At 32.9% G+C, this 13,400-nt stretch carries 13 protein-coding genes and 1 pseudogene; 5 read left to right on the forward strand and 9 right to left on the reverse strand.

Annotation, left to right across the window (positions count from 1 at the left end; genetic code table 11):
• Positions 1–120: 120 nt before the first annotated feature.
• The 8 genes and pseudogenes from Bra60_RS04605 to Bra60_RS04640 form a co-directional block, all read right to left on the reverse strand.
• Complete coding sequence (locus Bra60_RS04605; RefSeq protein WP_078698110.1) at positions 121–549, reverse strand: cytochrome c-type biogenesis protein; 429 nt, start codon at positions 547–549, stop codon at positions 121–123.
• Complete coding sequence (locus Bra60_RS04610; RefSeq protein ID WP_078698111.1) at positions 546–2,510, reverse strand: heme lyase CcmF/NrfE family subunit; 1,965 nt, start codon at positions 2,508–2,510, stop codon at positions 546–548. Before Bra60_RS04610 ends, Bra60_RS04605 begins: the two co-directional genes overlap by 4 nt.
• Positions 2,500–2,997, reverse strand: coding sequence for a cytochrome c maturation protein CcmE (gene ccmE, locus Bra60_RS04615; RefSeq protein WP_078698112.1), 498 nt, complete (start codon positions 2,995–2,997; stop codon positions 2,500–2,502). Before ccmE ends, Bra60_RS04610 begins: the two co-directional genes overlap by 11 nt.
• A gap of 153 nt (positions 2,998–3,150) precedes the next feature.
• Positions 3,151–3,840 (reverse strand): tetratricopeptide repeat protein, encoded by a 690-nt coding sequence (locus Bra60_RS04620; RefSeq protein WP_371326051.1) that lies wholly within the window; start codon positions 3,838–3,840, stop codon positions 3,151–3,153.
• 158 nt (positions 3,841–3,998) lie between these two features.
• On the reverse strand, positions 3,999–4,415 hold the full coding sequence (locus Bra60_RS04625; RefSeq protein WP_194285017.1) for a hypothetical protein: 417 nt from the start codon (positions 4,413–4,415) through the stop codon (positions 3,999–4,001).
• 208 nt (positions 4,416–4,623) lie between these two features.
• A pseudogene (locus tag Bra60_RS04630) lies at positions 4,624–6,032 on the reverse strand (ATP-binding protein).
• The gene (locus tag Bra60_RS04635) at positions 6,029–6,697 is read right to left on the reverse strand and encodes a response regulator transcription factor (protein ID WP_078698113.1); all 669 of its coding nucleotides are present in this window, start codon (positions 6,695–6,697) and stop codon (positions 6,029–6,031) included. The pseudogene Bra60_RS04630 and the gene Bra60_RS04635 overlap by 4 nt, the downstream one beginning before the upstream one ends.
• An 18-nt stretch (positions 6,698–6,715) precedes the next feature.
• The gene (locus Bra60_RS04640; RefSeq protein ID WP_078688766.1) at positions 6,716–6,952 is read right to left on the reverse strand and encodes a hypothetical protein; all 237 of its coding nucleotides are present in this window, start codon (positions 6,950–6,952) and stop codon (positions 6,716–6,718) included.
• A 330-nt stretch (positions 6,953–7,282) separates the two neighbouring features.
• Between Bra60_RS04640 and Bra60_RS04645 the strand changes: the two genes are divergently transcribed.
• From Bra60_RS04645 to Bra60_RS04655, 3 genes are read left to right on the forward strand one after another with little or no spacing between them, the layout of a single operon-like run.
• Entirely contained in the window at positions 7,283–9,445 is a 2,163-nt protein-coding gene (locus Bra60_RS04645; RefSeq protein ID WP_078688767.1) for a transglycosylase domain-containing protein, read from the forward strand.
• A 10-nt stretch (positions 9,446–9,455) separates the two neighbouring features.
• Positions 9,456–10,049, forward strand: coding sequence for a DUF1214 domain-containing protein (locus Bra60_RS04650; RefSeq protein ID WP_078688768.1), 594 nt, complete (start codon positions 9,456–9,458; stop codon positions 10,047–10,049).
• Positions 10,042–10,581: a DUF1254 domain-containing protein gene (locus Bra60_RS04655; RefSeq protein WP_035007015.1), complete on the forward strand. Its 540-nt coding sequence runs from the start codon at positions 10,042–10,044 to the stop codon at positions 10,579–10,581. Before Bra60_RS04650 ends, Bra60_RS04655 begins: the two co-directional genes overlap by 8 nt.
• A gap of 482 nt (positions 10,582–11,063) precedes the next feature.
• Here the strand turns inward: Bra60_RS04655 and Bra60_RS04660 are convergent, their stop codons facing one another.
• Positions 11,064–11,354, reverse strand: coding sequence for a hypothetical protein (locus Bra60_RS04660; RefSeq protein WP_035007398.1), 291 nt, complete (start codon positions 11,352–11,354; stop codon positions 11,064–11,066).
• A gap of 1,127 nt (positions 11,355–12,481) precedes the next feature.
• On the opposite strand from Bra60_RS04660, the gene Bra60_RS04665 reads away from it, so the two are divergent.
• Together Bra60_RS04665 and Bra60_RS04670 are read left to right on the forward strand one after the other, a co-directional pair.
• Positions 12,482–12,841 (forward strand): DUF5330 domain-containing protein, encoded by a 360-nt coding sequence (locus Bra60_RS04665; protein WP_078688769.1) that lies wholly within the window; start codon positions 12,482–12,484, stop codon positions 12,839–12,841.
• Between the two features lie 131 nt (positions 12,842–12,972).
• Positions 12,973–13,383, forward strand: a complete 411-nt coding sequence (locus Bra60_RS04670) for a SufE family protein (protein WP_035007009.1) — start codon at positions 12,973–12,975, stop codon at positions 13,381–13,383.
• Positions 13,384–13,400 lie beyond the last annotated feature (17 nt).

Consider the following 13,400-nt stretch of genomic DNA (forward strand, 5'->3'; position numbering starts at 1 on the left):
TAAAGTTGATGATAAATAACATTCAGATGAAACAAATCTAAACTATCCGTTTAAATCCCTCACTTTTCTTTATTCATATAATATCCATTTTAATTTCAACAATATTATGAATCGCTTCTATTAATGAGCATCAAAAGAAATGGGTGTTTTTCCGCTTGCCCACCTTATTCGAAATAAAATGAAACTTACACCAATAATAATGATGATCAGAGGTGATAACCATAAAAACCATGTTGTTTTATTAAATGGGGGTGTTAGTAAAATAAATTCACCATATTGTTCAACAAGAAAATCAATAACCTGCTGATTATTATCACCTGCTTTCAAGCGCTCACGAACTAAAAGACGTAAATCACGTGCTAAGGAGGAATTTGAATCATCAATTGTTTGATTTTGACAAACTGGACAACGCAAATAGGATGAAATATCACGCGCGCGCCCTTCGAGTATTGGATCCATTAAAATCTCATCTGGCTCTACCGCTCCCACTAATTGCATAGAAAAAATGAGAATAAAGAATGTAAAAATCCAAAAGAAAAGCTTCCTCATCTTGATCCCTTTATAATCGATTGCACCCAACCTACGCGCATCCAATGATTTAAAAGAGAAAAGCCTCCTCCTATCGCCATCATGAACGCACCAAACCAAATACATATCACATACGGTTTCCACCATATATGCACGACAAGCCCTTGATCATTTATACGACCAGGAGCAATATAAAACTGAGAAAAGCCATGATTTTGAATACCAACTTCCGTCGTCGATCTATTTTGGCTTGAATAAAAACGTTTCGATGCTGTCACATTACTTATCACATTTTTATTCTCGTATATTTTAAAATCGAATTGTATCGCTGAATAATTCGAACCTGCAATATTATGAACTTTATCAAAACGAATAGTCTTATCAGCTATCGTAACTGTCTCTCCTACTTGCATAATTAAAATACGTTCTTGCCCAAAAGTTGCAACCCAAATAATGCCGAATAATGTAACTCCTAATCCCATATGGGCCAACGCTGCACCAAAAACAGATAATGGTAATCCTAAAAATCTCTTAACCCGAACCCTAAAAGACACCTTATGATAACCACTTTTGTTCCAAAGATCAGCCAAACCACCCAAAAAAACAAAAACTGCTAATCCAATCCCTAAAGCAGCAAAAATATCACGTAAAGAATCTACATAAAATGTTATAAAACACGCTACACAAGCCAGTGCAAAAACACACCACAATCGCTCAAAAACTGCAAAAAAATCGCTACGTTTCCAAGCCATCATCGTGCCAAATGGAACAAATAACAAAAGTACTATCATTAAAGATCCAAATGTAAGATTAAAAAAAAGAGCACCCACAGAGATTTTTTGCCCTGTTAATGCCTCGAAAAAATAAGGGTAGAGTGTACCAATTAAAACTGTGGCTGTTGCTGTTGTAAGAAGTAAATTATTTAAAATAATAAAACCTTCACGCGAAATTGGATGAAAAAGTCCCCCTGTTTTCAAAATAGGCATCCGTATAACAAAAAGAAGAAAAGCTCCTCCCGTGAAAAAAAACAAAATAGCAAGAATTGCCTTCCCACGTGCTGGATCAACAGCAAAACTATGCACAGACATCAAAAGACCTGAACGAACAAGAAAAGTTCCCATAAGAGAAAGAGAAAACGTAAGAATAGCTAAAAATAAGGTCCAGCTTCTCAATAAGTTTCGTTTTTCAAAAACAATCACCGAATGTAAAAGAGCAGTTCCCGAAAGCCAAGGCATTAATGAAACATTTTCAACTGAATCCCAAAACCAGTAACCACCCCAACCTAATTCATAGTAAGCCCAGTAAGACCCAACGGTAATGCCAATTGTCAAAAAAATCCATGCAAGCAAAACCCATGGTCGTATCCAACAAGCCCAAATCTTATTAATATATCCTATAATCAATGCAGCTATTGCAAAAGAAAAACAAACCGAAAAACCAACATAGCCCAAATAAAGAAGTGGGGGATGAATTGCTAAAGAAATATCCTGTAACACAGGATTAAGATCATTTCCCTGCAATACCGGTGAATGAACACGCACAAATGGATTAGACATAAAGAGAATAAACAAAAGAAAAGCACTTATGATCCAACTTTGGCAACTTAAAACTAATGCTTTAAACTGTTCTTGTAATTGTGGAGAAAATAATGCAATCAATGTACTAAAAAAGGCTAAAAGCAAAACCCATAATAACATTGATCCTTCATGGTTACCCCACACACCAACGATTTTATAAAGCATTGGCTTTTCTGAATGAGAATTCTCAACAACATTAAGAACAGAAAAATCAGATACAATATAAGCGTAAACAATAATCAAAAAAGATAAGAGCAATAATATAAAAATGATATATGTTAGCGGTACTGCTAATTGCATCAATAAACGCTTTTTTTGTAAAACCCCAAAAGTTGGTAAAAATGCCTGCAACAAACTAACTGCCAATGCTGCCGCTAAAAAAAGATGACCCAATTCAATGAGCACAATCGAATTGTCCCTTCATATTCTGACATTTATTTACGCGATCAGCCATTTCTTTAGACATATAAGTCTCATCATGTTTTGCCAAAATACGCGTACCTATAAAAATTCTTTGTTTATTGAAATATCCTTCCACAATAACGCCTTGTCCTTCGCGAAAAAGATCCGGTAATATACCAGTAAAAATAACCTTTTCATGTTTTAGATTATCAGTTACAAAAAAGGTAACTTGCATATTTCCACTGTATTCAACAGTTCCTTTTTCAACAAAACCACCTAAACGTAAGGAACGACCCGTTAAAATATCTTCTCTTGTAATTTCAGATGGCATTCGAAAAAAATTGACTGTATTACGGATCATATACAACATGAAACCGGTAACAATTGCTATAATAAAAAGACATGATAAAACCATAAGTAGTCTATTTTTTTTTTGCGTCTTCAAAACAAGTTCAAGTGAAAAAGAATCCTTTAAAGGTGCACTGTTCATGGCCTACTCATGAAAAATATTTTCATTAATGTGTATTGTATACATGCCCTATTGTGTACTGAAAGAGTTTTGCACATTCTTTTATATAAGTAAAACTGATTATAAGTATTTTGTCTATTTCTGAACAAATTCACCCAATTATGCAATTATAAATTAATCTAAATCTTGCTCATCAGAAACACTACGCAACTGAATAATCATTTCTTCAATACGTGATCTTCCTTTAATATTCTTAGGTGTCTGATTAAGGAAGTTTTGTAAAAGCTGAACCGCTTGGGAAGATTGACCTGATTGATGAAAAGCACTTGCTAAAAGTAAATGAGGATAAAAATCTTTTGGTGCTAAATTAACAGCCTTCTGAAAAATATCCTGTGCTTCTTGCGTAATTATTCCTCCTTCATAATTAACTAACGCTAAACCATATCCTAACAGCCTTGGAGCTGTTTCTCCATTTAAATGAAGTGCATATAAGTAGGTATTCACAGCATCTTGAAAACGACCAGCCTCAAGATACGCTACTGCCAATGCATCTGCTACCTTTCCATCATGAGGCATACGAAAAAAAAGCACTTCTAAACGAATAAGTTTTTCATGCTCATTTAACGTATTGGGATCTTTCTCCATCAATTCACTAAAAAAATAACTTTTGACTCCTGGATTACCCGTCAGACTATAAACACCCCATGTTACAAAAAAAATAAATAGAACACTTAGCACCATAAGTGCGCAAAAACTTTTTGAATATTTATAAAGTCTTCGCACACCTCCTGCATCAAAAGTACAACGTTGAAAATTAGTTTCACTCTCACAGTTTTGAGTTTGATCAAGGTTGAAAGAAGACATTTTCTTTTGTTTTGTTCCACAATAAAAAAACAAAAAAAGAATAATTGTTAAAAAAATTAAAAAAAATGCATCCAAGACTGATAATAGCATATCACTTTAACACCTATGTGGAAATCAAAAAACTACAACCAATTTCCTTCATGCTTTTATTGTGGCACTTATATAAGAGGCGCCCAACTTCCATCAGCATTGCGGCATGCACTACCATAAACTATTTCAGATACACTATTAAGAGTAAAAGAGTGACTATACTGACGACAATTTTGTGAACCAACCTGATAAAATTGCCCTGCGCTTACTTCACCAAAAATACCTCTTTTTTTAGATACCCAGCTTACTTTTTTTCCAGCACCAGCATATTCTAGCGCATTATATTCTGCTTGCAAAACTTTATAACGGTCATCCATAGATAATAGAGTAAAAGAAGATCCGAGGAGACCAGTCCCCATGCTATTAATCTTATCAAAATGAATTTCTTCTACATTGAGATCCTTTGTATCTAATTTCAACGTATGACTACACCCCGATAAACTGACAATCAACATACCAATTAATGATAAAAAGACTTTCCGCATCATGACACCATAAAACTCATCATCAATTTTTCTGACATCTATAAAACCATAAAAACAAAATTTTCATTTATATCCTCCATGACATATAAATATAACAATTAAGGTACGAAAATATTTTTACTTACTACCTTAAGCTGTATACAAAATATCGCTTTTTATTACAGATATTATCTTTGGTATAGACACCAAGAAAAAGAAAACATATTTATCACCTTGGTAATACAATTTTTGTATATAATCCACCCAGTTTAGAACGCGACAAAGAAAAGCTTCCACCATATTCACTAACCATATCTGAGACAATTGCTAATCCCAATCCTGTTCCTGGCTTACTTTCATCAAAACGTTGACCTCTTTTTAAAGCTTTATCAATTTGCTCTTCTGTCAAACCAGGACCATCATCTTCAATAACAATACTAAAGAATGCTATTTCTTCAAAACTTTCTTCTAAAGAACAACAGATTAAGATTTTAGTGCGAGACCACTGAGCAGCGTTCTCAAGCAAATTACCCACAATTTCCTCTAGATCTTCTTTTTCACCAGAAAAAATAATATCATCAACATCCATAGTAAATTGAATATGTTTATCAGGATTGAGTTTTTTTATGACCCTAATCAAACGATTAAGTGTTTCCCGAACAGACGTATGAGAAATAATACTATCGCGCTGTGCTGCAATCCGCGCACGTCGTAAATAATGATTAATTTGTGCATGCATTATTTTAGCTTGCTCTCGCAATAAAAGGGCTGCTTCCCCTGTCATGCCATCAACTTCATTAATGATAACTGATAAAGGTGTCTTTAATGAATGAGCAAGATTACCAACCTGAGTTCGAAATCTTTCAATAATACGTTGATTATTATCAATAAGAGCATTCATTTCTTGTGCCAATGGCATAACTTCACTTAATAAATCCATACTTATATAATCAGTCTTTCCCGCACGAATATCATTCAATGTTTGTTGAATTCGTCTTAATGGCTGCAAACTAAAAAAAATAAGAGTCAAATTGATAAGAACACTCCCTATACCAAAACTCCACAGAAAAATTTGTAAAGTCTGTTCAAATTCTTTTACCTGTCCATGCACTTCATCAATATTTCCAATAAGGCGAAAACGAGCAACACGATTCTGATTATCAAGAATAACATCACTTTCAATAACTTTTAGATTTTCCCCATCTATACCCTTTATTTGATAAGAACGAAAAAATTCACTATTAAAAGGAATATCAACAATGCTCGGTGAAAAAATTTCTTTAGTTCCTAATGATTGTGATACCAATCTTCCATATAGATTAGATGATACAGGCAATACCTCCCAATACCATCCAGACGTTGGATCTGAATAACGAATATCACCAAATCTAGGATTCCCTCTCAAATATCCTTCAGGTGTGACAGTTACAGCTGTAATCAGACTATAAAGCTGAGAAGAAAGAATACGATCCAAACTTTGTTCACTTGAACGCTGATAGAATAAAATGCTGACTGCTGAAATAAATGAAAGTGAAATAATAGCCCATAATGTTGATAAAATCATAACACGCAGACTGAGAGATTTTCCAACAAAAAAAATAACCGTTTCAACCGATTATTATTCTTCAAAGCCCTCATTTATCACCTAACATTTTTATTCTATAGCCTAGTCCACGAACAGTCTCAATCGAATCTACCCCAAGTTTTTTACGCAACCGCCTTACAAACACTTCAATTGTATTCGAATCTTTATCAAAATCCTGATCATAAAGATGCTCAATAAGCTCTGTCTTTGAAACTACTTTATCACTATGATGCATAAGATAAGAAAGAAGCCGAAATTCATATGATGTTAATTTAATTAACTGTCCATCAATAAAAACACGAGAAGTTTTAGTATCTAATAACACCTCCCCACAAGATAACGTATTTGTTGCATGTCCCGTCGAGCGGCGAATTAAAGCACGCAACCGTGCCATTACTTCCTCTAAATGGAATGGCTTAACAACATAATCATCGGCACCGGCATCAATACCACGTACCTTATCAGACCAACGATCACGTACTGTTAACATTAAAACAGGCATAGAATATCCCTCTTTACGCCATTTTTTAACGACTTGAATTCCATCCATATCTGGCAAACCGATATCAAGAATCACAGCATCATAAGACTCTGTGCTTCCTAAAAAATAAGCATATTCACCATTAAAAGCGCTATCAAAAACATATCCAGCATCTTTTATTGCTTTTGCTAATTGATGACTAAGATCGCGATCATCTTCAACAATCAAAATACGCATCACTACACCTGAAAAAAGTTAATCGGCAGCAATAACAACCTCAACACGTCGTGATTTATCCCCATTATGCGCAGGAACAACAATCACAACCACACACATATTTTTGCCACCTTGAATACTCGGTGTTGAACGAGTTAGTGTCCCTTTTTGTTGCATAGCAACTTTTTTTCCTACTTCAATACAATCAGCTGCTAAAACAAAATCTAAACCGATAAGGCCTATGAATATCGCAAAAAAGAAAATTTTTCCTATCATAGATTTTTTATAAGTTATTTTATGTGAATAAAAAATGAATAAAGAAATTAATTCATTTCCCCAATTTAAATGACATAAAGAAAAATATAACTTTATATATATATCGTCATATTAAAATTTTAGTAATTATAAGTTCATTTTTTTTAATGGCATGCGAAATTTAAATAACAAAAATTTTTAAAATATAAAACTAAATATATATTTCAGATAAATTAAGTATCATAATCTCAAATACATTCTTTTTTTGCCATGCCTATAGCAAAAAAGTTCTTATACTCCATATAATTATTATCAGATTATTTAATTGTATTACTTTAGCATAGGCTTTTTATGTTTGATTTTTTGAAAAAAAAGAAAATCCAACAAAATAAACCATTCCATAGCCCTAAACTTATTGAATTAGATGCATGGCTAGACACAACACTTTACAATATCCGTATTTATCACAATTTCTTCTGGAATAGAACAGCCCTTATTTCGCAACGTTTTCGTGTACGAGGATGGAAACGATGTATCGTTGAAATTCTCGATGAAACATTAACATTAGGGGTGATTGCTTTTACTTTATTCACCATCATCGGTATTTCTGTTTTTGAATTAACAAAAAAAGATTGGTATTCATCGAAGAATTTTTCCATTCTTTTTCTGGACCGCTATGGAAATTCTATTGGACACCGTGGAGCTTTACCAGCTCTATCCGTCCCTGTAGAGGAAATGCCTGATTATCTTATCAAAGCAGTTCTTGCAACAGAAGATCGACGTTTTTTTCATCATTGGGGAATTGATTTTTACGGTCTTATACGAGCAATTACACAAAATATACAAGCTAAAATTATCGTTCAAGGTGGTTCAACCCTTACACAACAACTCGCTAAAAATTTATTTTTAACACATGAAAGAACCATAACACGTAAAATTAAAGAAGCTTATCTTGCTCTATGGCTAGAAGCAAATCTTAGCAAAAAACAAATTTTGCAACTCTATCTCGATCGCGTATACATGGGAGGAAACAATTTCGGTATTGCAGCGGCATCAAAATTTTATTTCGATAAAAATATACGCGACATATCCTTAGCAGAATCCGCTATATTAGCTGGTCTTTTCAAAGCACCAACCAAATATGCTCCTCATAGCAATTTACCTGCTGCACAAGCACGTGCAAATATAGTTCTATCTAATCTTGTTGACAGTAATTTTATGATGGATAGCCAAATTATCAAAGCATACCGCCAACCTGCCAAAATTATTACAAAAGCCCAAAACAGTCAGCCTAATTATTTTCTTGATTGGGCATTTGATGAAATACGTCAAATCAGCAGTCAATTACCAAACCGCACCTTAATTGTTCAAACAACCCTTGATCCAAATATTCAACGAGCAGCAGAAGAAGCAATCGAATATTATCTATACCAATATGGCCAACAATATCACGCAACACAAGCAGCCACCGTTATTCTTGACAATAACGGAGCTGTACGTGCAATTGTTGGGGGACTTGATTATGAAAAAAGCCAATTTAATAGAGCAACACAAGGTGGTCGACAACCTGGTTCTTCGTTCAAACCATATGTTTATGCAACTGCCATGGAGGAACATGGATTATCCCCCGATACTATAGTATCTGATAAACCTATCCATTGGGATGGTTGGTCGCCAAGAAATAACTCTGGCCGTTATATCGGCAATGTCGATTTAGCAACTGCTTTAGCCTTTTCTATTAATACAATACCCGTCTATATTACTTACAAATATCTTAATCGTAATACTGAACCAATCAGAAATTTGATTAAAAATATGGGTATTAATTCTCATATTTTATCACACAAAACCATGGTATTAGGAACATCCAATATGACACCAATGGATCAAGCAATTGGTTTTAATGTCTTCGCTAATAGAGGCATAGCTGGAAATCGCCACGGCTTTACACGAATTAGCACAATAGATGGTCATGTCATATGGGATTGGACACGGAACGGTAACAAACCATATCAAGTTATCAGTGAACAATCCGCTGCTTATATGAATCAAATGCTTGTTGGTGTTACCACACGAGGATCTGGTAAACGCGCAGCGCTGCCCATGTCACTTGTTGCCGGAAAAACTGGAACATCACAAGCCTACCGTGATGCTTGGTTTGTTGGCTTTACTGGTAATTATACTGGTGCTGTATGGATGGGAAATGATAATTTTTCACCCATGAATCGCGCTTTTGGTGGTGTTATTCCCGCCATGATATGGCATCGCATTATGCTCTGTGCACACCAAAATACAGTTCTTCAACCACTCTATGGTGTAAAAAATTCTATTTTACCTTATCAATCACCAATGAATCCTTCCCATGATAATTCTTATATAATTTCTAAATTGCCTAAAATACTCTCACCAGAAACATTAAACGCTATACGTTCTATCAACAAAGACTTACAAAAATTACCAAATATGACCTTATCAAATACGAAAACTATTTTTTCTTCAACGAATGCAATTTGAGTATCCTACAGTGTTTTTTAATATCATTTTTACTTTTTTAATCTTCGTTTTTTCCATTATATCTGGAATATTCAGCGTTAATTATATGCTTAATACTGCCATAGATTTTGATAGTTTAAAGATTAGAGAATGGAAGAGCTATTTACACATAGGAACACCTAAAGCTGATCCTTACACCCGCGCACGCACTGCAAAGCGTGGTGATATTTCTCTTGGATATCCAGAAAATCTTATTTTCCAACTTTGGACAGACAACCAGGGACATCCGCTACGTCGCAACTGCCATTATTTACTTACAGGACACATTCCTGAAACGCGTCTCTTTACTCTGTATCTAGCTGACAAATTCCTTAAACCTTACACTTCAACAAATAATATTCCTTCTGCACTCCACACTTACAACGTAATTTATGAAAATGATGGTTCATTACGGATACATATCTCACCAACACCGCAAACAGGAAATTGGCTTGCATCAACGAGTAAAAAAGAATTTGGAATTATTCTGAACTTATATGACACTTCAATTATTTCTACAACAGAACTACGAAAACCTATGATGCCCTCCGTAGAACGAATTCCAGCAGGAGAAAAATGTGTTTAAATTCATCCATACAATTCTTCTTATAGGCACCAGTACGATCATTGTTCATATTTGTATTTTACTGTTCATTCCTCATTACACACGAAATAATATATGGACACGACTTGAAAAAATAGGACCTCCTTATCAATTTGCCGACCTGAATTCGGATAATCCTATTCGCCAATCAATGGATCCTTTATTTCTTCTTAAAGTCTGCAAATTTAATCTAGACAATGGTCCTGTTCACTTAACCACTCCACAAACAACACAATTTTGGTCATTATCAGCTTATACAAACGACGGAATTATTTTCTACAATCTCAATGATAAAACAGCCCCAAATGCTAAGCTCAATCTCATTATCGGAAGCCCTCTACAAATAACAAAACTCAAACAATCAAAAATTGAACATACCCTTCATTCAGTTTTAGTCTCTCAAAAATTAAATGAGGGTTTTGCTATTTTACGTGTATTCACTCCATCGCTACTTGAAAAAAAAGAAAGTGAATCTTTTCTTGCAAAAGCAACTTGTCGTATATTCAATGAATGATAAGTGTCCTAATCTTTAACTGAACAAATCAACTTCAGTATCTTAATCAAAATCTTATGATCAATTTTTCTATTCTGAACAAATGTAAATATTTTTGACTATTTAAAATCATTTTCAGCCTTTTAATCTTCTACACAAATAATGATTTCTCTAAAAGCTGAAAGAATATAAAGTTTCTTTTCTCTAAATAATATCAAAATAGAACATTTAAAATAGTTTCTTTAGTAAAGTATTCAATATCGTTATTGAAGCACTTGCTATCTTTAATACACTATACCTAATAAATAAAAACTATAACTCTCTAATTCTTTATAACAAAATATTTCTTGATAAATGACCATGGATCATTTTAATTTTGCTAATTTCTGTTGTGTATCCAATAGGCTTCCTAATATAATTCTTTACAGTCAGCGCAAAGATAAATCTTAAGTAAACTACTTGCAATAGAAACAGGAATGAGCATCGACTTAAATTTTTGTTGGTTATTTAGATAAAATAGTATCTTCTGATACAACTGAAACCAATGCTAAATTAATATCAGTCAATACATCCTGGTGTGTTTTTATTTGTGAAAACAATGCATTAATTAAAAAAAAACCAAAACTTATAATAAAAATAAACAAGCCTATAACTAAACAAGCATTTGCACATACACGGCGATAAAATTGTTTTATTAACCATAGAATAAAGCGGAACATTACTGCCAAAAATGCTATGGTAATACTCCATTGTTTTATAGATTTCTTTTTTCGTTTCTTTCGTTTATTTACCATAATAGAACTTAACATATATTATTTCGATTTTCAGTTAGTGAAAAACATGTTTATATTATAATTCTATATCCGTTGATCTTACATTCAACAGAACTTCATACGAATAAAAATCCCTACTCTACAGAATTTTATTCCATACTAAGCTATTACCTCATACAATTATTTCTCTATCGCTATCTCATTAGCATTGTAGAATTAATTTAATTATATTCATTTTGTACATATATTTGATGACATTTAAAATCAAATTAAGCTGTATCATAAAACACAGAATACGCTTTATAACAGACATTTTTAAAAGATAGTATGATAATAAATTTACATCTTTGTATAATACTAAATGAATACAATTTATTTCAGATATAATATAGTACGCAAATGCCAACCCATACCGTTAATATTTAATAACTCCCTAAACTTCATCTATAGCTGTATTTGAAATTTACAAGATAATAAAAAAAACACTCAACCTTTTTAACGCAAATTGCATTATTTTTTTGCCATAAAAATAAAATTTCACTCGAAAAAATATGAAAATCTCATGGATCATTTGAGCAGTGAGAAAAATAACCCAAAAAGACCACGGCCAAGTCAGCCTCTTATCTGGTTTTAAGCTATCATTTAATACTAGCTTACGCTATAATATTAAAAAATGTACTGTATTTACTAAAAATTTCTATATCTCTTCCGATTAATTTCAAAAGCCTAAAATTTCACCTAATCATTTTAGAAGAGAGTGATTATAAAGTACTTTTCTGTTTAAAACCATCTATAAAAAACAGCACAATGCAAAAAATTACACAGCATTCTACACATTAATCTAAAAATCATTAGAGCTCACTATTCATATCTCTTATATCGTATTTATATTCTAATTTAAATACATATGATATATATTCTCAATGCTTCCTATCTAAAGACAAATTTAATGTTAAATTTTTAATAAAACAATGATAGGATACCACTTATATACAATACAAAAATATATATTTTATAATATCATTCACGATGTAAATCATTCAAAATGAGTGCCCAATTTCATAAAATGTTAAGCATTATGAATATTGCATCAAAAATATTATAAGTTACCCTCATATTCATTTATAATAGCAGCATATTGGTCTAATATGATACGTTTTTTAATAAAATCAGCATTTTTTTTATTTTTTATTTTTATAATCATCTCATTTTTTACAACAAAGCAAAACAATAATAATCCCTCCTCCTCTCAAGAAACTGATGCAACAACACGAGATATGATTGTCGCTCTTAAGGAAACTATAAATGATTTAGGAATGTTTTGTGAACGAAACATAGAGGCTTGTAAAATCGGAAAATCCTTTTTAGAATCAATGGGTGAACGTGCATGTAATGGTTCAAAAATTATCTATGAATATCTTGAGCATACATTGAGCAATAAAAACATGAAATCTTCCCAAGAAGATCACTCCAGCACAGGTATGAAAAACCCGAAAGAAAATAAATAAAATAAAATGACCTTGTAAAAAATACTCTTATTTCTTTCAGTACTTTTCATTAACTTTATTAAAAATAAGGTCATTATCTATCAACAAGAAGCATCATAAAAATATTCCAGAAAACAAGAAAGCAGTTTATTATGACAAAAACGATCGATGATATTATAGAGAACTTTTCTCAACTTGATGACTGGGAAGATCGTTATCGCTATGTCATTGAGCTTGGCTATGAATTGCCCCCTTTTCCAGAAAGCGAACGAAACGACACTAACAAAGTGCACGGTTGTGTTAGTCAAGTATGGCTTTTCTCCTCACGAGATAACTCAGAAAATCCAGTATTAACATTCCAAGGAGATTCCGATGCCCATATTGTACGTGGTCTAATCTATATCCTTCTTGCTTTCTATTCAGGCAAGAAAGCTTCTGAAATCCGTGTAGCTAATGCTGAGGAACTGCTTGTAAAGCTGGGCTTAAATGAAAATTTAACACCACAAAGATCTAATGGCCTTAAAGCAATGATTAAACGAATTCGTGCCGAAAGCTTTCTATAACAACAAGACTCTTTTCC

It is taken from the genome of Bartonella sp. Raccoon60 (genome assembly GCF_002022585.1).
Taxonomy (GTDB): Bacteria; Pseudomonadota; Alphaproteobacteria; order Rhizobiales; family Rhizobiaceae; genus Bartonella; species Bartonella rochalimae.